The following is a 20,625-nucleotide window of genomic DNA, read 5'->3' as shown; positions in this document are numbered from 1 at the left end:
TAATGTGCATGCATTGGGCCTATTTGTCGGATTATGGATGTGGAGCGCACATGGCGAACACCCAGAACTATATTAACCACCTGCTGCAGAACACCGGCATTACGCCGGCATGCAGCGAAGAAGAGTGCTTGGCTGCCGAGGATATCGCTCAGATCTTCCGCAACCACGGCTTTGATCCCGAGGTTCAGGAGTTCAATGCCCCGGCGCCCAGTAGGTTGGCATTTGCCGTTACCGGTATTCTTGCGTTTGCCGGCGCCCTACTGATGGGCATCGGCGGCGGCATCGGCTTGGTCGGCACCTTGCTGGCCATTGCCGGCGCCGTTCTTTACGTGCTCGAACGCACGGGCCACCCCGTGGTTTCGCGCCTGGGCAAGACGGGCGTGAGCCAAAATGTCATCGCCTACCACAAGGCCTCGGGCCCGCTCGCGTCTCCGCGCAACCGCCCGGTGGTCGTTGTCGCACACTACGACTCTCCCCGTGCTGAGCTGCTCGCCCGCGAGCCCTATGCTTCTTATCGTGCGCTCATCGCCAAGCTGTTGCCCGTTGCCACGGTTGCCCCTGCTGCCGTTGCCATCTTGCGTATCCTGCCGCTCCCCGGCGCGCTCAAGGTTCTGCTGTGGATTGTCGCGATCCTCGCTTCCCTCGTTGCGCTCGCCAACGCGGCAAACATCATTTCTAACCGTTTTGTGCTTCCCTATACGTCCGGCGCAGTGTGCAACAAGTCTTCTGTCGCCGCTATGCTCGGCGTTATGGACAACGTTGCTCCCTTCCAGGGCGAAAACGAGTTTCCCGACGATGTTCCGTTCGATACCTATTTTGGGGAGCAGAAGCGTCGTGCCGAGGAAATGGCGCGCGCAGCGGCGGAGTATGCCGCGGCCCAACAGCAAAACGACTACGGCAACACCATCGAGTATGAAGAGCCTACCTACGCCGAGGACGAGTTCGGCCAGCCGATTGCTTCCGACGCTCAGACCGAGCCCGAACAGGGCGAGGCTTTCGACGAGCAGATCGAGGGCTTTGAGGGTGCGTCTGCCGACGAGACGCTGATTGGCGCCATCGTGCCCGAGGATCAGAATCAGGCTGTCCAGGCCGAAGAGTTCAATGACGAGGTTCCCGCTGCCGAGCCGGCGGAGGAGCCTGTCGCGGCCGAGCCCGAGCCCAAGCTCTATCGCAATGCCGCCGGCAACATCCGCTTTGGTTCGGATGCCATCCGTGCGCTCGGAATGCTTCCCGAGTCCTGCACGCTCGATTACGAGGAAGGCGAGGAGCCGACGTTTGAGCCCGAGCCTGCCCCCGTCGTGACTGCATCTGCGCCCGTTGTCGCCGTGGATGATAAGTCTGCCGCGGTTGCCGCTGCCGTTGCCGAGCCCGAGGCGGTGTCCGCGATCGATCCCGCGGCAGGACTGGACATTTTGGCTCCCGCCGCGCCGGCGCAAGACGTTACGGACGAGCCTGACGACGATTACGCTGAACAGCCGAGGCGCGTGTCTTACGAGAGCGATACTGATTTCTCGGCCGAGATTCCCGCGGCAACGCCCCATGCCGATATTGCATCCACGTTCTCTTCGATTGGCGCCAGCGCTTCCAACTTCTTTAAGGGTGCGCTTGCAAAGGGCAGGAAATTTGTCGACGATTTCGAGGGGAAGCGCGCTGCCGCACGCGAGGCTGCCGAGCAGGAGGCTATCGCTCAGCAGCAGGCAGCCGAGGCGGCACGTGAGCGCGCGGCGCAAGAGTTCGAGCAGAACGAGGCTATGCAGTCCGTGCCCGTCGACGCTGCCGAAGCTACGACGTCCTTTGAGTCCCAGCAACCGGCGTCCGCGGATGTTGCTGAGGCGACGACGTCTTTCGAGGCTCAGCAGCATGTCGATAGCACCATGTCGTTTGATGCCGCGCAGTTCGATTCCACGATAACGTTTGAAAAGCAAGGCACCGCGATTGCCGAGCCCCTTCCTGTTTCCGATGAGCAGGGCGACGCGGCAGACGATGACGAGCCCATTGATGCTGCCGAAATTCAGGATGCTGCCAAGGACGAGTCCGTCGAGGCCAACTCTGACGAAGAGCAATACGCGGCAGCCGATCAAGGTGATTCAACCGAGGTCGAGCAGGAGGAAGTGCCTGCGGTTTCCGAGACTCCCGAGACGGATGAGTCGAGGCCTTACTCCACGCAGATTTTCACCATGCCGACCCCGAGTGGTTCCGGTGCCACGGTTGCCAATGTCGCTCCCACTCAGGACGAAACGGTCGATTCCCTTATGGCCCAGATTTCCTCCCAAGCATCGCCGCGTCCGCAGATGAATGTTCCCGATCCGGCGTCGGCACCGTCGCCTGCACCCTCCTCGTCTCCGCTGGCTTCGGTCCCCGATCCGTCGCTGCCGTCGATGAAGCAGACAAACGTTGCGTCTCGCACGTCGCTGTTCGACCTTCCCGATCCCTCCGCACAGGTCAACGACCCCTTTGCTACCGCCCAGGGTCCCGAACCCACATCGGCACCCGTTGCGCCTCCTATGCCCGTTGCGTCGGGCGCACAGCCGATCGAGACCATTTCGGCTCCCGCCCCTGCGGCACCCAAGTCTCGCAAGCGCGGCCTGGGCGGCCTGTTCGGTCGTAAAAAGAAAAACGAACAGGACAGCATGAGTGACTGGCTGGGCGTCGAAGACGATTACGATGCCAAGAAGTCCGGTCGCGGCATCGGTTCGTGGGATAATTTCGAGGACGATAACGATGGCTGGAAGGGCGGCGCTACGTCTTCCGACGGCGCTTCTTCCGAAGATATGCTCTCGGCTGTCGCCTCTATGGGTGACGATGAGCTGCTCGGTCACGATATCTGGTTTGTGGCAACGGGCGCCTCGGATTGTGATGGCGCCGGTATGAAGGCCTTCTTGGCTTCGCATCGCGATAAGCTCCGCGGCGTATTCTTCATCAATCTTGAATCCGTCGGCGCCGGTAGGCTTTCGGTGGTGAATGTTGAGGGCGAACAGCAGCTGCTCAAGGGCGATCGCCGCATCATGAACCTGGTCAGCAAGGTGTGCAAGTCGTTCCATGTCGATTGTGGCGCGCTCGAGATGCCCTATGCCAAGACCGATGCCTATGCCGCGCTCGAGGCGAGCCGCCGAGCCCTCACCATCGCCGGCGTGGACGGCACGCGCCTGGCTTGTGCTCGTACCGAGGACGACCTGCCCCACAATGTCAACCCGACGAACATTGCCACGGTATCCGAGGTCGTGACCGAGGTTATCCGCCGTTCGTAGACGGAGCTCTAAGGAGTCAACGTGTTTTCGTATATTAAGCGCCATTGGCCTGTCTACGTGATTTTGACCTTGATTGCCATTGCGTTAGGGTTTGGAGCTGCCTACATCGTGGGCGCGAAGGGCTCGACCCCCGCCTCCGCAATCAGCGAAGAGGTGGAGCAAGAACAGAGCACGGGCGCCGATGGGATTCCTGAGTCCGAGCAGGCAATCGTTGATGGTGGATCTTCGTCTGCAGAGTAGATGCGGCGATTTAAATGATTGAAAGCGGGCGAGCCGGGGGACTGGCTCGCCCGCTTTTTCATCGCGCTAGCGCTTCTTTGGGATTGACCTAAGGCGAGCGAACCATAGGGCTGCGGCACCCGAGGTCAGGAGCGCGGTGATGCTAGCGGCGATGGGGGCTGATCCTGTTGCCGGTAGGTCCTGCGGTAGGGTACAGCGTTGAATGACACGGTCCTCGTCATGTGACTCAAGTTTATCGCCGCCGCCGTTGCGGCAAAGATCGACGCGTGCGCTGTTGGTGAGTGCAGTTTGGGGTGTGTAAGCCGACGTTGCCTGCATGTGCACGACTGCGCTCCGAGCATCTGTGCCAAGGATTGCTTTGGCATCGTCAAGGTCGTCGTGCTCATCTTTGAGATCATCGCGGGTCCAAGAATCCGTATCGCTTCGAGTCGTAAAGTGGGCGGCTACCGCACCGTATTCAATGCGAATGCCCGTTACGACGGTATTGGATGCAAGGTCGAGTTCTTTCGCCTCGAGTGTGGCGGATTCCGTGGTCGAGACATCCGCCTTCCAGAGGTGCCAGCCGTCGTAATCGACGAGGCGGCAATCTTCACCCAGACTCTCTTTTACTTCGTCGGACTCAAGCCAAGGATTTTCGTGCCCATCGTCAAGCGTCGCGTTTGCCGGCTCATCGACGTCTGTCGAGTCCAACGGCGTCGTGCGATACCACACGTTGCACAGACCGTTGAGGTCGCCGATGGCGACGGGGGTTTCGATTGAGACGAATCTCGCCGTATCGTCCTCGGCGCACTCAAGATCATCGGTAATTGTGAACTCATCAACCCAGGTAGCTGAATCGTTTCGAGCGTCGATGGTATAGGAGAAAAGACCGTCCGTATTGGTTTGCGTTGCGGCGCGATTTTTACCATCGCCGTTGGCCAGCAGACCCTTCCCGATAGGTTGGACAAGCTCCTGACGCTTGTCGACCTGTCCTTTGATCTCGATGGGCGCATCCTTCATCGCGACGGATTGGACTTCTCCCGTATCCTTTATTTCAAACGTTATCTCCTCGGCAAGGTCATAGGTCCGCGGAGACATCATTTCGCGCAACGAGTAGGTGCCGGGTGCAAGATGTTCGACGCGGTGCGGCTTGTCGGATGAGGTCCAGGAGTCTATTTCGGTTTTATCGGGACCATATAAGGTGAGTTGTGCGCCTTTCACTTCCTGCTCTCCGCTTGCATCGACCTTGGAGATATCAACCTTGGTGTAATCGTCGGATACGTTAAGCCGTGCTTCTACAACGGGTGTTTTCTGGTCGGCATAAGCGAGGTCTACGATATGGGGCGTCCGGTCGAGTAAGAAGCCTGCCGGCGCTTGAGTCTCGACAACCTCGTAGCGTGCGGTGCCAGATCCCAGCGGGAGGTCGTCCGCGCGTGCTTCTCCAGTTTCATCCGTTGTGACGGTAGCGACAGTCTCACCGTCGAGCGCGGCAATGCTACCGTCGGGGCGCACGATATCACCCGAGGCACGGATCTCAAAGATGGCGCCCGCGAGGCTGCTGCCGTCTACGACATCGGTTTTAACGATCCTGATGTTTCCGGTCGCGGCGTGGTCATAATACGAGGCGATTGCAACGGGCGTTAGGTTCATGTCGGCGGGTATGTTTACCTCGATCTCTTTGCCGACAAGATAGGGCTCTTTGGCCGAGGTTTCGCGTACATAATAGGTGCCCGGCACGAGCGATTCGGGCAGTGTGACGGTCCCGGTCGCGTCAGTCGTAAAGGTATCCATTACGTTATGTGCTGGATACCAGCAAGTTTGTGAGACAGGTTCGTGATTGCTGTCGAGGAGTTGGAAGGCGAATCCGGCTAGGGGAACAGAAGCGCCTGTTTGGGCATCGCGTTTTACAATCTGGAGATGCGTCGACAGAGCGTGGTTGTCCACGATATATTGAAGCTCGGCGCCGTCGGAAATCTGATTGGCCTCGACGGTCCATTCCCCTGCACGTTTAAAACCCTCTGGGACGGTTTCCGGAACCTCACGAACGGTGTAGCCGGCGCGGTCGTATGGGATGGCTCCGTGGACACCGGCGGGTCGCTTGCCTGCGCCAAACCATGCTTCGGGCTGATCTTTGGTGGAGGCAAAGCCATAGATGTTTGTGGTCAGTGTGCCAACAACCTGCTGAGAGCTGTTGCTGACAACCTCAAAGACAACACCTCCTGCCGGCTGCTCCAGGCCGGATTGATCGCTATTGCCGTAGTCCTTGAATTTGGAAATCTCAAGGTCAAACGCAATGGGGATATCGGAAACGCGCGATTCGATCTCGACCACGCCTGAATCACCGAGCTGGTCGGCTCTAACGGTATAGGACCAGCTATCGTTGGATGGCAGGTAGCCCTCGGGGGCTTTTGGTTCATAGATGGTAAAGGTTCCTAGGGGGACATCGGTGAGGGTGGCTCGACCGCTTTCGTCGGTCGTGAGGATTTGCGCCCATCCAGGGGTTGATTGCGACACACACGTGAACTCTGCTCCTGCGAGTGAAGATCCCACCTGGGGGCCGGCATTCGTCGCGGCATCGAGTTTTACGATACACAGGTTGATGGTGCCGGGCTGTTCATCAATGGCGACCTGTCCACCGTCATTCCCCGTGGTAAAGGCGATGCGATCACGACGGGGGACATAGCCGGCCGGCGCCTTCGTTTCAACTAGGTAGTATGCCGTATTGGGCAGAAGTGTTGCCTGTGCTCGACCGTTGCCGTCCATCTTGATGGTGCCGACATGTGCGTCGCCGGCGCTCTCAAAAACATCGAATGTTGCCCCGGTAAACTGATAGGTATTGTTTCCGCTGGTAATAACAGTGTTCGCAGACTGCTTTTGGAAGGAAACAGAGACCGCCGGCAGTACATAGAGCATGTCTTGACGTCTGCTGCCGCCCGATACGGTTCCTAGATAGCGTCGCGCGCGGTGCGGAGCGGCTTTGATGCTTCCTGATTTTGCGCTGTCGTGGAGCCACCGCGCAGCCGCCACGACTTCATCGTCGGCGGTAAAGTGCCCGCTCTTGGTTTTGCCCTGAGCGGTCGTGTAGGAGTAGGTGCCGTCGACATGGGTAGTGCCGTTGAGCATCCATACGGCGAGTTGGGTGGCGGCGCGGGCGCGATCGGGTGAAAGATGGTAACCGCCAAACGACGTGGCGGTAGGATATCCGTGACAAACGATTGCCGCGAACTCGTCGTCGAGCCACACCCAGCCTTGATCAAAGTTGAGCCATGGGCCGCCCGGCTTGGTGGGCCCGGGGCGTTCCTGGTTCATGCAGTAGGCAATCGAGGCGTCTTGAGCTTCATACTTGCCGATGAAGAACGGCCCACAATCATCGCTGATAGTGCGGAAGCCGAGCTGGTCGTAGCCATCGACGGCAAATGCGGCTCCCGGTGCCAGGTAGCCGAACAGCAGGAAGAGGAGCAGGAGCAGCGGACCTGTTGCGATTGCGCTGTGGACAGAGTGCGTGGGTGCGTTGGACATGGCTGCTCCTTATCCCTCGTGCGCCGCATGGGGACGTTGCGACGCGTAGGATGAGGCTACCCCCGAGGTTCATGCGGGTAAGTACCGGAGCCTGACCAAAAGCTTGCCCAATTCCTGACAAATTGAGCTCAAATACAACAATCAAGCAAAAGCGCAGGTAGAAGATAAGGTGAACAGGAAGTCAAAGGTCCTCGTCTCCACAATTGACGCGATTTTCAAACGAATCTCCACAGCTAAAACAAGTATCGCCACCCTTGTATCGAACAAGACAACCGCGTTATACTAGCCAACACACAAGCGGGCATCGCCAAGTGGTAAGGCATCAGCTTCCCAAGCTGACACTCGCGGGTTCGAGTCCCGTTGCCCGCTCCATTCGAATTTCAGGCACGGTAACGTTTCGTTACTGTGCCTTTTTCAATAAAGTGCCGGGACTCGAACCCGACAGGGTGCGAGCGTTAAATAAACGCGAAGCGTTTATAGCGAGCAGGCAAGGTCGCCGATAGGCGACCGCAGCCGGTGCGGATTTGCGAAGCAAATACGCGGACGTCCCGTTGCCCGCTCCATCGAGCGCGGGAGACCTTGGGACGGCCAATTCAACAAAGTCTTCCCCATCGTCTCCGTGAATCCGAGGAGATCGACCGCAGCCGGTGCGGATTTGCGAAGCAAATGCGCGGATGTCCCCATGCCCGCTCCAATTCCAAAATGTTAGGTTAATGCCTGCTGCCCATACTCGCACCCGCGCACGGTACAATGGTTAAGTTACGACCAACGTGCCAATAACCAAAAAGGAGCCGCTATGATCGATCGCTATACCCGCCCGGAGATGGGACATATCTTCTCCCTCGAGAACAAGTATGCCATTTGGCAGGAGATCGAGGTTCTGGCCTGCGAGGCCCAGGCGGAGCTCGGCAAGATCGGCATTTCTAAAGACGAAGCCCAGTGGATCCGCGACCATGCCAACTTTGAGAAGGCGAAGGTCGATGAGATCGAGGAAGTCACGCGCCACGATGTCATCGCCTTCCTGACCAACATGAAGGAATATATCGACGCCGATGTTCCCGAGGGCGAGCCCAAGCCTAGTCGCTGGGTTCACTACGGTATGACCAGCTCCGACCTGGGTGATACTGCTCTGTGCTATCAGCTTACTCAGGCGTGTGACCTGATTATCGAGGACGTCAAGAAGCTCGGCGTGATCTGCAAGCGCCGCGCCTTCGAGGAGCGCAATACGCTCTGCGCCGGACGCACCCATGGCATCCATGCTGAGCCGATGACCTTCGGCATGAAGTTTGGCTCTTGGGCATGGGAACTCAAGCGCGACCTTGATCGTCTTGAGGATGCTCGCAAGAACGTTGCCTTCGGTGCCATCTCCGGTGCCGTCGGCACCTACAGCTCCATCGAGCCGTTCGTCGAGGAGTACGTCTGTGAGCACCTGGGTCTGGTTCACGACCCGCTGTCCACGCAGGTCATCAGCCGCGATCACCACGCCTATCTTGCCGGCGTGCTTGCCACTACAGCGGCCACCTGCGAGCGCATCGCGACCGAGGTCCGCAACCTGCAGAAGACCGATACACTCGAGGCCGAGGAGCCCTTCCGCAAGGGCCAAAAGGGCAGCTCCGCCATGCCGCACAAGCGCAACCCCATCACCATGGAGAAGGTCTGCGGTCTGTCGCGCGTCGTGAAGTCCAACGCCCAGGTCGCCTTCGACAACGTCGCCCTGTGGCACGAGCGCGACATTTCGCACTCTTCCGCCGAGCGTGTCGCCCAGGCCGATAGCTTCATCGCGCTTGACCATATGTTCCAGTGCCTCATTCGCGTTATCGACGGCCTGCAGCTGTATCCGGCCCGCATGATGGCCAATCTCAACAAGACCCGCGGCCTCATCTTCTCCTCCAAGGTCCTGCTTGCCCTCGTCGATACGGGTATCACCCGCGAGGATGCGTACGCCATTGTGCAGGAGAACGCCATGGCCACCTGGCACGAGGTGCAGGATTGTGTCTCTGGCCCCACCTTTAAGGAGCGTCTCGAGGCCGATCCGCGCTGCACCGTCAGCCAGGAGAAGCTCGACGAGATTTTTGATCCGTGGGACTTCCTCACCCGCATCGATACGGTCTTCGATCGCCTGGAGCAGCTGAGCTTCGAGTAGGGTTAACCTAATTCGACCGCTTGCGGATGCATTTCAACCTTTGGCGCCTTGCCCGTCTTGGGCGAGGCGCTTTTTTACTGTCGCATATGCGCCCGGGTAATAAAATGAACTCCGACTGCTGTTTCGATGAAAGGGGGCACGTGCCCAGACGCATCAAGCGGGCCACCATCGTCTCGTTTACGCTCATACTCCTTGTTGCCGTCTGTGCGGGCTCCCTGACGTATACCGTTCGAAGCAGTTCTTCCTCCTCGAATGAAGCCGATAGAGATCTCCCGGTGCTCAAAATCGGCGTTACGGATAACGACCCCTATGTGTATGTCGATACCACGGGCGATTACGCCGGTATCGATATCGACATCGCCCGCGAGGCCTGCAAGCGTGCGGGGCTCAAGCCACAGTTTGTCGATATTGACTGGAACGATCGCGACCGGCTGCTCAAAAACGGTGATATCGATTGCCTGTGGTGTGACTATTCTCCCTGTTATCGCGAGGATAAGTATTACTGGACCGAGCCGTATCTAACCGTGACGGTCTCGGTTGCCGCCAAGAAAACGAGTGGCATCAAGTCCTTGGCACATCTCGATGGAAGTAAGACCATTGCGGTGATTGCGGGTTCGGTGAGTGAACGCCGATTGCTTGCGGGGGATCTGGGGGTCTCGTCGGACGTTCAAATCAAATCATATGGCTCTGCCGAACTCTGCAAAGCCGCTCTAGTCAAAGGGTACGTTGACTGCTGGATGGCGGATGTCCAGTCGCTTGACCGACTCGTTGCTCAGTATCCCGGCGTTTACCGTGTGTTTGCCGACAATGTTATGACGGTTGACCTGGGCGTCGCGTTTGATGACAGCTATGAAGGATCGGTCGTAAAGGATCTCAATACCGCGCTGTTCGACATGGATCGAGATGGCACGATTGACCGTATTGTGGGCAATTACAAGACAGGAGCGACGACGGGCGGGCAAGGAGGAAATTCATGACAACTGATGAGCACCGCTTGAGTCGAAAGACTCTGAACGTCATAGCTGCCAGCGTTATTGTCAGCGCCGTCTTGTTAGGCCTGTTGTATACGGTTGGAACCCATCGCTGCCTCGAAAAAACGCTTGGGTTTGGCCAAGAAACCATGGTGTTTTTGGAGAACGCTTGCGAAAAATATGACCGCTACGAACAGGGGAGAAAAACCGAGGCGACGCACGATTTGCTCGCCGCGGTCGAATCGTTTGCGACGTTCCTGTCCTCTGATCGCGTTGAGGTTAACGACGATCTTATCGAGCAATTTGTCCATGCCGAGAACCTTTCGGGGCTGATGGTCATGGACTCCGATGGCCATATGGCTGCCCACTACGACATCGATGGTCGCGATCCGCTCATGTTGTGGCGAGATGAGTTGGCCTGTTCGCCGGTCGCATCGATGTATCAAGGTTCCAAAGTGACCTACTCAACTGTCGATGAGCGCCGTGGTGTCGTTTTTGCCGTCTGTGCTGTTCCGTATGGCGACGGCGTTGCCCTGGCATACCGCTCACTTGTTTCCGATACGGCGGACGACTATTCATATGCCATAGCCGACGTGCTTTCGAACAGTACCTTCCACCAGGGTCCCACGGTGCTTGTTATGGAGGATGCGGAGATTGTCTCATCCAACAGTGCCGATGCTGACGTGTCGCTCGCCCGACTCCTCACCAGCGTAGGAGTTGAGTGGAAAGACGACGGCCTGACGCGCATCGAATATCGAGGAGACGAATGGTATGCCGTGCGTGCGGAATATAAGGACTACCGCCTGTTTGCGCTATATCCCAAATCTGAGGTCATGTCTGACAGGATTTCATTTGTCGCCGTCGGCGTCTTGGTGTGTCTTGCGTTTTGGGTCGTGGTGCTGTTGGCTCGAAATATCGTTGACCACCGCAATTTGGTCGAAAAGGATAAACAGCTCGGCATTATCAATGCCATAAGCGCCATCTACGATTCGACCTTCCTTTTGCATCTCGACACCCTCGAGATCGAGGGGATCAATATGTCGCCGGCGATAGCGAAAATATTTGCCGAGCACAGCGAGGCATATGACTTTATGGACACGGTCTGCCGGGATATCGTGAGCCCCGAAAGCCGCGAAGCGGTTGTGGGCCTCGTAGATGTAAGTTCGCTTCGTGAACGTATGGAGGGCGTACCGTACTTGGCTGCCGAGGTGCGAGATTGTCGAGGCGCTTGGTACTCGCTACAGGTTGTCCCCCAGCATCGCGATGAGCAAGGCCGGCTGGAGTCGGTCGTCGTGGCGACGCACAACATATCGATGGTCAAGCATGCCGAGGAGCTGTCATATCAAGACAAACTGACGGGGCTTCGCAACCGCAACTATCTTGAATCGCGCGGAGATAGCCTGGTAAACGAGGACTTGCCCGTGAGCGTGATTATGTTGGACTGCAATTATCTCAAGCGGACCAACGACATCTATGGTCACGAGATGGGGGATGAACTGCTGCGACGGACGGCGTCCGTGCTGCGGCGGGTGGCTGGTGCGGATTATCTGCCGATGCGCCTTGGCGGCGACGAGTTTTTGCTGGTTTGCCCCCATACTGACAACGAGTCTGCGCTCGGGCTGGAACAGGATCTTCGTCTCGGTCTTGCCGCGGTAAGCGATGAGGCCCTGACGGTCAGCGCATCGATTGGCGTGGCGACCGTCGAGACGGCTGGAAATACGCTGGCCGATGTATATCGTGTCGCCGACCACAATATGTATCGGGAGAAGCGCACGGTCCACGCACAGGGTGCGGACTGCTAATCTTGCCCCCGCGAGTCCATGCATCGTAGGATGTTGAATCGGTGCTTGCGATAATAAGTCGGCCCAGGCGGGGATAATAGACGTCTGAAATTGCTTTACGAGAGGGGAACGCAATGATTAGTTTTGATTACAAGCCTCAGGGCGTATGCGCTCGCAATATCCACCTTGATCTTTCTGATGACGGCAACAAGGTGGTGGGCGTCGAGTTTACCGGTGGCTGCAACGGCAATCTCAAGGCTATCTCTAAGCTGGTCGAGGGCGCTCCTGCCGATCGCGTCATCGAGGTTCTCGCTGGTAACACCTGCGGTATGAAGAAGACTTCTTGCGCCGATCAGCTCACGCGCGCTATCGAGGCCGCTCGCGCCGAGATCGCCTAATGAGTATCGCCGACCAGATCAAGAACGGAATATCGCGCCGCGGCTTTGTGCTCGGAGGGGCTGCCGCGGGCGCTGCCACGGTGCTTGCCGGATGCTCAAAGAAAACGGGTACCAGCGACGACGCCGCCGGCGAGCCGCAGGTTATCAAAGACGACTCAAAGATTGTCTCGATCACGGATGAGTATGAGGCCGTCGATATCGATCTTGAGCCCATGGCGACATGGACATTGCCCTTGGGTACGCTGCTGTACTACTGCGACGGCGATTACGCCGCGGCGATGATGGCCCCGGCGTCTGCGTTACATGCCAACACGCTTGGCGTGCTCAACTTGGGCGACGGCTCGCTTACCACATTAATCGAGGATCCTATCGAGGGCACGGGATATGCATTTTACGATGTCCGTGCCGGCGATGGCGTGTTTGCGTGGGTTGAGATGAACTTTGCCAATTCATCGTGGAAGCTCTACGCTCAAAATCTGTCGGGCGCTTCGCTCTCTGGCGACGTGGTTGAGCTCGATCGGGGTGGCAAGGACTATGATCCGCCGCTCTTCACAGCGTATGGGTCGTCGGTCATCTGGTATAAGATGCCCTCGTCCGGCGGCAGCAAGACGAGTAACGATTCGTACTGCTACCGTCAGTCGCCCAGCGAGTCCAAGCCTGAGACTATTTGGAAGTCGACGGGGCGCTTCGCATCCGCCCCGCGTGTGAGCGACGGCATCCTGACCATCTCGCCCCGCGTGCACAATGATGAGGGCGTCTATTACGGTATGACGGCGATCGACCTGACTGACGGCAACAACACGAAGCGAGCTCAGCTGGTGCTTCCTTCGTCGGTTTCGCCTTTCGAGGCCGTGTATATGGGCGACACCTTCGTGTTCTCCATTGAGGCGACGTATAACGGTGTGGGTAGCCTGGGCAATATGGGCACCTATATCGGTAACGAGGGCGGGCCGTACCTCTTCCTTTCGCGTGAGCCGCTCGCGTGCGTTGCGGGAAGGAAAAATAAATACCTGGTTAAAGTCCAGGCGTCGCATTTTTTGATTGACACTTCGGCTAAGACCTACGGCTCGCTTCTGTCGCCCGACCGAGCCCTGGAGTATGGCGATTATCCAGCTACGGCGGGAAAATCGGACTCATTCCTTACGTACGCCACGGTGCGCAACAGCCAGGGTATACCAGAGACGGTCACCGCACGCCTATTCTCTCTTTAAGCTTAGAGGGGTTAAAAAGGCGCCAACAGGGGAATAAGCGCGTTGTAATTGTGAGTACCGCCCGCCGAGCTGCCGCGTCATAGCGGCATCCGGCGGGCTCAGGTGCGTTAAAATGGGCTTGTTCTTAGCTAATTGAGACAGGGGGGGCCGTGTTATGGCTTCAGATGCAAAAAAGATTCTGCTGGTCGAGGATGAGAAGGCAATCCGTGACGCCGTCGCTGCCTATCTCGAGCGCGAAGGCTACTGGGTTGTGGGCGTCGGCGACGGCCAGTCCGCGATCGAGGAGTTCGAGAAGCATCAGTTTGACCTGGTCGTGCTCGACCTTATGCTCCCCAAGATCCCCGGCGAGCGTGTTTGCCGCACCATTCGCGATACCTCGGATGTCCCCATCATCATGCTGACGGCTAAGGGCGAGATCGAGGACCGTATTATCGGTCTTGAGCTCGGCGCCGACGACTATCTGATTAAGCCGTTCTCGCCGCGCGAGCTCGTCGCCCGCGTTCGCGCTCTGTTCCGCCGTGCCCATCAGGCCGACGAGCCCGCCGTCGAGGTACTCGACTTCGGCGATCTGGTCATCGATATCTCGGGCCACAAGATCTTGGTCGAGGGCAAGGAAGTCGATCTGACGGCTTCCGAGTTCAAGCTGCTCACCACGCTTGCTCGTCATCCCGGCCGTGTTTACAACCGTATGGAGCTGGTCGAGAAGGTGCTTGGGTACGACTTTGAGGGCTATGAGCGCACCATCGATAGCCACGTGAAGAACCTTCGCGCCAAGCTGGGCGATGATCCCAAGAAGCCCAAGTGGCTCTACACCGTCCATGGTGTCGGCTATCGTTTCGAGGCTCCGGCCAAGACCGATAAGTCGGACGAGAAATAGGGAAATCACATATGACACCTGCGCGCTTTGAAATCGGACAAAAGCACAAGCAGGAGAGCGAGGCGGGTTCCAAGGCTAGTTGGAACACGCCTCGTTCCGATTCACGGCCAACGATGAGCTATCCCTCGCGCATGGCACTTGCTTTTGCTCTGACATCGCTCATGACGGTATTGGTGCTGGTGGGCGTGGTCTCTGTTGTGTGGGGCACGGTCTTTTCGGATTACACGCGCTCTAATATCGTCGAAATCGCAAATTCCGCTGCCGAAAAGCTTGCGACGTCGTATGAGGAAAACGGCAATTGGACTGCGGGCGAGCTACGTACGGTCGCGACATCGAGTTTGGTGTCCGACGATTTGGGTATGCAGGTCGTCAACAAGAAAGGCGTTGTCGTTTATGACGACTCATGGCCTTCGGCAAGCGCGACCGCCGATGTGCGCGAGAACGAATCGCCGTCGAGCAGCTCGAGCGGGAAAAAAGCATCGCATAGTCCGGTCTCGTCGGCTCCCACCGGCTCCGATAGCGTTGCAAACGTCGAAATCATAACGTCTTCCGGCGAGCATGTCGGACAGGTAAAGCTGTGGGCCATCGGCTCCGATGCCTTGCTCACCAAGGCAGATTCTGCGTTTAGGGAGAAGACCTTTAACGCCATGGCCCTTGCTGCGGTTGTTGCAGTTTGCATTTCGGTCGTTATCGGATCACTCGTGTCGCGCATGCTCACCAAGCCGATTCACCGTATTACCAGCACGGCCAAGCAAATTCGCGATGGCGATCTGTCTGCTCGTACGGGCTTGCGCGGCGATGACGAGATTGATCAGCTGGGTGAGACCTTCGATGAGATGGCCACTTCGCTCGAGAAGGATATGAAACACGAGAAGCGCCTGACCTCAGACGTGGCTCACGAACTTCGTACTCCGCTTATGGCCATGCTCGCGACAGTCGAAGCCATGCAGGATGGGGTGTATCCCACCGACGACGAGCATCTGGAAACCGTTGCATCCGAGACACGTCGCCTGGCCCGTCTGGTGCAGCAGATGCTCGATCTATCGCGCATGGAAAACAGCACAGCGCCGCTCAACCTTGAGCCGGTGGACATGGTTCCCTTCGTGCGTTCCATCGTCAACGCTCAGGAGCGCCTGTTTGTTGACCGCGATCTGCGCTTGCGCTTTGCAGATGAAACCCAGGGTCACGACGATGTCGTCGAGGCCGATCCCGACATGATCACGCAGTGTGTCATCAATCTCATGAGCAACGCCATGCGCTACACCCCCGAGGGCGGTTGGGTCGTGGTGTCGGTGCTCAGTGACCGCAAGCATGTCAGTATTGCCGTTTCGGATACCGGCATCGGTATTGCCAAGGACGATCTGTCGCGCATCTTTGGTCGTTTTTGGCGTGCCGACGCCAGTCGCGCCCGCGAGGCGGGTGGCCTGGGCGTGGGCCTCGCCGTGACTAAACAAATCGTCGAGCGCCATCATGGCTACATTTCCGTGGAGTCGGAGCTTGGAAAGGGTACGACTTTTACAATTCATCTGCCTCGCGAGCACACGGCGGACGCGGCATCTACTACAATGGAGCACTAGCTTTTCGCTATTCGGTGAAGGAGGGGTTTCGTCCCTGCCGCTCCGAGTTTGCGAAAACGCGCGGGAAAGAACCCGCATTACTGTCGTATTTTGGTAAGGAGTGACTCACGTGACAACGATGGAGCGTCGTCCGGATTCCCGTGGCAAGGTTCGTGATATCTACGATGCCGGTGAAAACCTGCTGATGGTCGCCACCGACCGCATTTCTGCGTTCGACTTCATTCTTCCCGACGAGATTCCGTTTAAGGGAGAGGTGCTCAACCGCATCTCGGCATTCTGGTTCGATAAGTTTGCCGACATCGTTCCCAACCACCTCGTTTCCATCGACCCGGCGGATTTCCCTGAGGAGTTTGCTGAGTATCGTGACTACCTCGCCGGCCGCGCCATGCTGGTTAAGAAGGCCCAGACGATTCCTATCGAGTGCATCGTCCGCGGCTATCTGACCGGTTCGGGCAAGAAGACCTACGACGAGAACGGCACCGTCTGCGGCATCCAGCTGCCTGAGGGCCTGACCGAGGCCTCCAAGCTTCCCGAGCCGCTGTTCACCCCGTCCACGAAGGCCGAGATCGGTGATCACGACGAGAATATCTCGTTTGAGCGTTGTTGCGAGATCGTTGGCGAGGACATCGCCACGCAGATTCGCGATCTGTCCCTCAAGATCTACAAGGCTGCTGCCGAGTATGCAGCGACTCGTGGCATCATCATTGCCGACACCAAGTTCGAGTTTGGTGTTATTGATGGCAAGGTCACGCTGATCGACGAGTGCCTCACGCCCGACTCCAGCCGTTTCTGGCCTGCTGCCAGCTACGAGGAGGGCAAGATCCAGCCTAGCTACGATAAGCAATTCGTCCGCAATTGGCTCAAGGCCAACTGGGATATGACGGGGGAGACCCCGCACCTGCCCGCCGAGGTCATCGATGGCACGTCCGAGCGCTATCGCGAGGCCTTCCAGATCATCACGGGCTCCCAGTTCACAAGCATGAAGGAGAACGCATAAGTGAGTACCCGTAGCGCCACGAACAAGCGCACGCAATCCCACGAGGTTACCGGGGTTGCGCGCAAGTCCGCCGCATCTGCTAAGCCCGCCCGTCAGGCAGCGAGCTCTGTCCGCGTCGTGCCAGCATCATCCAAGGCACGCCGCAAAGAGCTCGAGAAGGGTGAAAACCTGGACGGCCTTTCCAAGGAGGAGAAGCGCGCCCGCAAGGCCAAGCAGCGTGCTCGCGAGGATCGTATCTACACGGTGTCGAATATTCTTCTCAAGCAGGATGAGGACTACACCAAGCGCCGCCGTATTTGGTGGGCTGTGCTCGCTATCGGCATGGTGCTCGTCGTGGCAATTGGGGCCTCGCTCTACTTCGCTCCCGGCGGCACGGTGTCCAGTCCCGTCCAGATGGTCGGCATCATTTTGTCCTATGTCATCATTCTGGGTGACTTTATCTACGACTTCGTTCGTATTCGTCCTCTGCGCAACAGGTATCGCACGCAGGCCGAGGGCATGTCCGAGAACAAGCTCAACGCTCTTATTGAGCGTGCGGCTGCCGAGGAGGACAAGAAGGCCTCCAAGAAGAAGTAGTAGCGTTACAACCTATAGATATCGCTAAGATATAAGGCGCGTCGTTTTTTGCGGCGCGCCTTTTTACTGTCCTATAGATAGATGGAGTGGCACATGATTCGAGCTGCCCTGACGGTCGAAGAGGCTCTGGAGGGCATGAAGGCCCTGGAGCCCAAGATCAAAAATTATGCACGTCTCGTTGTCCGCAAGGGCGTAAACGTTAAGCCCGGCCAGGAGGTCGTCGTTCAGTCTCCCGTCGAGTGCGCGTCATTTGCGCGCGTGGTGGTTGCGGAGGCTTATGACGCTGGTGCCGGTCACGTGACGGTCATCTGGGCCGACGACGCCGTGACGAGGCTTACGTACGAGCATGTCGAGAAAAGTTACTTTGAGCAGACGCCCGAGTGGAAGCGCATGCAGTTGGATTCGTTGGCCCAGGACGGTGCCTGCTTTATCTTTATCGAGGGTGCCGATCCTGCAGCCCTCAAGGGTATCGATCCCGCCAAGCCCGCCGCGGCATCCAAGGCGAGGAATACGCAGTGCAAAGTTTTCCGCCGTGGACTGGATTACAACATCAATCCGTGGTGCATCGCCGGCGCTCCGGTCGTGGCTTGGGCGCGCGAGGTGTTCCCGGGAGACGCCGATGAGGTTGCAATCTATAAGCTGTGGAATGCGATTCTGCACACCGCTCGCGCCGATGGCCAGGACCCGGAGAGCGACTGGGAGCTTCATGACGCGGCGTTCGAAAAGAACTTGCGCTTCCTGAACGACAATCGTTTTGACCGGCTGCATTACACCGCGGCAAATGGAACCGATCTGACGATTGGCATGACGAAGGGTCACGAGTGGGCCGGCGGCAAGGGTAAGACGCCCGATGGACATCCCTTCTTCCCCAACATCCCCACCGAGGAGGTCTTCACCTCGCCTGATCGTATGCGTGCCGACGGTATCGTGTATTCGGCTATGCCGCTCATTCACCACGGTAACAAGGTTGACGATTTTTGGATTAAGTTCGAGAACGGTCGCGTGGTGGATTACGACGCCCGTGTGGGCAAGGCGACGCTTGCGAGCATTATTGACACCGATGAAGGTGCCGCTCATCTGGGTGAGGCCGCGCTCATTTCCAAGAACACTCCGATCCGCGAAAGTGGCGTACTGTTCTACGATACGCTCTATGACGAGAACGCTAGCTGCCATCTCGCGCTAGGTGTCGGTTTCCCCGAATGCATCGAGGGTGGGTATGACATGTCCAAGGAAGAGCTCCTGGAGCATGGCGTTAACGTCTCGAGCACGCACGTCGATTTTATGATTGGCACGGACGACATCGATATTACGGGCATTACGCCTGATGGACGTGAAGTTGTGATTTTCCAGAACGGCCAATGGAGTTGGGAATAGTCCCAGACCGTGGTACAATGCCACCCGCGGGCCGTTAGCTCAGCTGGCAGAGCAGGGGACTTTTAATCCCAAGGTCCAGGGTTCGAACCCCTGACGGCCCACCATAGAATGGAAAAGCGACTGGCGGATGCCGGCCGCTTTTTTGTTGCCGCGACGCGGGTTCGAACCCGAAAGGGCGCGGAGCTGAGTAAACGCGTGAGCGTTTGCCAGCGCAGCGCGCAAGGCGCGAAGCGCCGCAGCGGCCGCCTGCGGAGCAGGCTGAACCCCTGACGGCCCACCCAAAGTAAGGAATACGAAATGAAAACAAATAGATACGGAATTAGCGGCAGCACATTAAAGATAATAGCAGCCATTTCGATGGTTCTCGATCATGTAAGCAGGATCGTCCTGACCAATGGAATCATGACTCACGCATCGTACAGTCAGATATCAGACGAACAGTGGGCGATTCTAAGCGAGGCTTCGGATATGCTTCATGTTCTTGGCAGAATTGCATTTCCCTTATTTTGCTTTTTGATAGTTGAGGGATTTTTGCATACTCATGACTTAAAGAAGTACCTGCGAAATATGCTTGTCTTCGCAATCATTGCGGAGCCCATATACGATTTCGTCCAAACCGGACAACTATTTGACCTTCGGCAACAAAATGTTATGTGTGAGCTCCTGCTTTCCTTGGTCTTTTTGATTGTTCTGGAAAAGATACAAAGTCTTTCAAAACGGAAAAGATACATCGCAGAAACTGCTCTGATTGTTTTGACAGCACTGGCAGCTGAATACACTAAACTAGATGGCGGTGTGTATGGCATTATGCTTGTGGCTGCATTCTATTTATTCCACGACAGCAAGGCCAAGATGTTCTTTGCTGCAGTATGTGCAGTGCTCCTTTCGTCATGCCATATAGTTGGCGGCGGATTTGAGTTTGCTACAGCTAATGTATTTAATCCTGATGTTGCTGCCGCGGTCGTTTCGTTGCTGCTTATCAATCTTTATAATGGTAAGCGAGGGCTGAAGCTCAAATATTTCTTCTACATTTTCTATCCGGCACATCTTGCTCTGCTTTATGGTGTCTCACTTATTGTTTTGAACTGTCTTTAAAAACTCTCAAACAAGTCTCTGAAAACGGAAACAAACTGACTCTAAGACTGCTTGTGAATTTCCGGAAGACCTGAGAGATGCGAGGATAGGCAACGAGGGTTGCAGAGAGATGCTTCTCAGTTCTCTGGCGGATCGCACGTATCTGTATGAGGATCACTTCCACACACTCATTAATAACAGTGATAAACACGGCAGATCCTCAAAACATGAGGCTGTGGAGGTCGAACGATGCCTCGAAAGCATGAATGGCAGCGAGAAAATGAGTTCGGAAGCGCCCTCTGGATGATCCAGCATAGAATAGAAAGCGATCGGCTCCGGCTGGTCGCTTTTTTGTTGCCGGTGCACGGGTTCGAACCCGAACTTCTCTATATATAAGAACGCTTGGCGAACAAAACCTGCCTTTTTCCGACGGGAAACAAATAGCTGATGCTTTTGGAGTAAAGTGGCGCTCCAGAGATGACCGATGCCTTAACACCTATAAACCAGCTGGTCATCGCCAATATCAGAAGCCAATGCTTCAGTTTTAGCCTCAGTGATGCGACTGAGGGACCTATTCATTTGTGAACAAAATATGGAGTGCGCGATTCCCGCCCACGGCGCCCCTCCGGTCTGGCAATATATCTCCTTGCCGCGCGGCCC

The 20,625-nt window shown here is 57.1% G+C and carries 14 protein-coding genes and 2 tRNA genes; 15 read left to right on the top strand and 1 reads right to left on the bottom strand.

What is annotated here, in order from left to right; genetic code table 11:
- The first annotated feature begins 50 nt into the window (after positions 1–50).
- Positions 51–3,248, top strand: coding sequence for a hypothetical protein (locus tag DWY51_RS02185; RefSeq protein ID WP_117769715.1), 3,198 nt, complete (start codon positions 51–53; stop codon positions 3,246–3,248).
- A gap of 21 nt (positions 3,249–3,269) precedes the next feature.
- Entirely contained in the window at positions 3,270–3,488 is a 219-nt protein-coding gene (locus DWY51_RS02180) for a hypothetical protein (protein ID WP_022094153.1), read from the top strand.
- A 66-nt stretch (positions 3,489–3,554) separates the two neighbouring features.
- Here DWY51_RS02180 and DWY51_RS02175 read toward each other — a convergent pair whose 3' ends face one another.
- Positions 3,555–6,986 carry a SpaA isopeptide-forming pilin-related protein gene (locus tag DWY51_RS02175; RefSeq protein WP_117769714.1) on the bottom strand — a complete coding sequence of 1,144 codons (3,432 nt, stop codon included), beginning with the start codon at positions 6,984–6,986 and terminating at the stop codon, positions 3,555–3,557.
- 297 nt (positions 6,987–7,283) lie between these two features.
- Here DWY51_RS02175 and DWY51_RS02170 point away from each other — a divergent pair.
- From DWY51_RS02170 to DWY51_RS02110, 13 genes are all read left to right on the top strand, one after another.
- Positions 7,284–7,358: transfer RNA gene (locus DWY51_RS02170), tRNA-Gly, on the top strand.
- 424 nt (positions 7,359–7,782) lie between these two features.
- A complete protein-coding gene (gene purB / locus DWY51_RS02165) occupies positions 7,783–9,129 on the top strand; it encodes an adenylosuccinate lyase (RefSeq protein WP_117640633.1) in 1,347 nt (448 codons plus the stop codon).
- 140 nt (positions 9,130–9,269) lie between these two features.
- The gene (locus DWY51_RS02160) at positions 9,270–10,106 is read left to right on the top strand and encodes an ABC transporter substrate-binding protein (protein ID WP_158556891.1); all 837 of its coding nucleotides are present in this window, start codon (positions 9,270–9,272) and stop codon (positions 10,104–10,106) included.
- Positions 10,103–11,902 carry a GGDEF domain-containing protein gene (locus tag DWY51_RS02155; protein WP_117769712.1) on the top strand — a complete coding sequence of 600 codons (1,800 nt, stop codon included), beginning with the start codon at positions 10,103–10,105 and terminating at the stop codon, positions 11,900–11,902. Before DWY51_RS02160 ends, DWY51_RS02155 begins: the two co-directional genes overlap by 4 nt.
- A 113-nt stretch (positions 11,903–12,015) precedes the next feature.
- Entirely contained in the window at positions 12,016–12,279 is a 264-nt protein-coding gene (locus tag DWY51_RS02150; protein ID WP_117629999.1) for a TIGR03905 family TSCPD domain-containing protein, read from the top strand.
- Entirely contained in the window at positions 12,279–13,490 is a 1,212-nt protein-coding gene (locus DWY51_RS02145; RefSeq protein WP_117769711.1) for a twin-arginine translocation signal domain-containing protein, read from the top strand. Before DWY51_RS02150 ends, DWY51_RS02145 begins: the two co-directional genes overlap by 1 nt.
- A gap of 154 nt (positions 13,491–13,644) precedes the next feature.
- Positions 13,645–14,367, top strand: a complete 723-nt coding sequence (locus tag DWY51_RS02140; protein WP_006236208.1) for a response regulator transcription factor — start codon at positions 13,645–13,647, stop codon at positions 14,365–14,367.
- An 11-nt stretch (positions 14,368–14,378) separates the two neighbouring features.
- Positions 14,379–15,944, top strand: coding sequence for a cell wall metabolism sensor histidine kinase WalK (locus DWY51_RS02135; protein ID WP_117634753.1), 1,566 nt, complete (start codon positions 14,379–14,381; stop codon positions 15,942–15,944).
- Positions 15,945–16,062: 118 nt separating this feature from the next.
- A complete protein-coding gene (locus DWY51_RS02130) occupies positions 16,063–16,941 on the top strand; it encodes a phosphoribosylaminoimidazolesuccinocarboxamide synthase (protein WP_035136481.1) in 879 nt (292 codons plus the stop codon).
- A complete protein-coding gene (locus tag DWY51_RS02125; RefSeq protein WP_117769710.1) occupies positions 16,942–17,517 on the top strand; it encodes a hypothetical protein in 576 nt (191 codons plus the stop codon).
- Between the two features lie 93 nt (positions 17,518–17,610).
- Positions 17,611–18,891 (top strand): aminopeptidase, encoded by a 1,281-nt coding sequence (locus tag DWY51_RS02120; protein ID WP_117769709.1) that lies wholly within the window; start codon positions 17,611–17,613, stop codon positions 18,889–18,891.
- A gap of 28 nt (positions 18,892–18,919) precedes the next feature.
- Positions 18,920–18,995 (top strand) — tRNA-Lys (locus DWY51_RS02115).
- A gap of 193 nt (positions 18,996–19,188) precedes the next feature.
- Positions 19,189–19,986, top strand: coding sequence for a TraX family protein (locus DWY51_RS02110; protein WP_117769708.1), 798 nt, complete (start codon positions 19,189–19,191; stop codon positions 19,984–19,986).
- Positions 19,987–20,625 lie beyond the last annotated feature (639 nt).

The organism is Collinsella sp. AF25-2LB, assembly GCF_003458415.1.
Lineage (GTDB): Bacteria > Actinomycetota > Coriobacteriia > Coriobacteriales > Coriobacteriaceae > Collinsella.
Note: the sequence above shows the minus strand (reverse complement) of the source record. Positions and strands in the feature narration are given on the sequence as shown.

Coding starts and splice junctions, on each gene's coding strand:
- DWY51_RS02185 (WP_117769715.1), top strand. CDS start 51: ATGGCGAACACCCAGAACTATATTAACCACCTGCTGCAGAACACCGGC.
- DWY51_RS02135 (WP_117634753.1), top strand. CDS start 14,379: ATGACACCTGCGCGCTTTGAAATCGGACAAAAGCACAAGCAGGAGAGC.
- purB (WP_117640633.1), top strand. CDS start 7,783: ATGATCGATCGCTATACCCGCCCGGAGATGGGACATATCTTCTCCCTC.
- DWY51_RS02150 (WP_117629999.1), top strand. CDS start 12,016: ATGATTAGTTTTGATTACAAGCCTCAGGGCGTATGCGCTCGCAATATC.
- DWY51_RS02140 (WP_006236208.1), top strand. CDS start 13,645: ATGGCTTCAGATGCAAAAAAGATTCTGCTGGTCGAGGATGAGAAGGCA.
- DWY51_RS02155 (WP_117769712.1), top strand. CDS start 10,103: ATGACAACTGATGAGCACCGCTTGAGTCGAAAGACTCTGAACGTCATA.
- DWY51_RS02145 (WP_117769711.1), top strand. CDS start 12,279: ATGAGTATCGCCGACCAGATCAAGAACGGAATATCGCGCCGCGGCTTT.
- DWY51_RS02130 (WP_035136481.1), top strand. CDS start 16,063: ATGGAGCGTCGTCCGGATTCCCGTGGCAAGGTTCGTGATATCTACGAT.
- DWY51_RS02120 (WP_117769709.1), top strand. CDS start 17,611: ATGATTCGAGCTGCCCTGACGGTCGAAGAGGCTCTGGAGGGCATGAAG.
- DWY51_RS02175 (WP_117769714.1), bottom strand. CDS start 6,986: ATGTCCAACGCACCCACGCACTCTGTCCACAGCGCAATCGCAACAGGT.
- DWY51_RS02110 (WP_117769708.1), top strand. CDS start 19,189: ATGAAAACAAATAGATACGGAATTAGCGGCAGCACATTAAAGATAATA.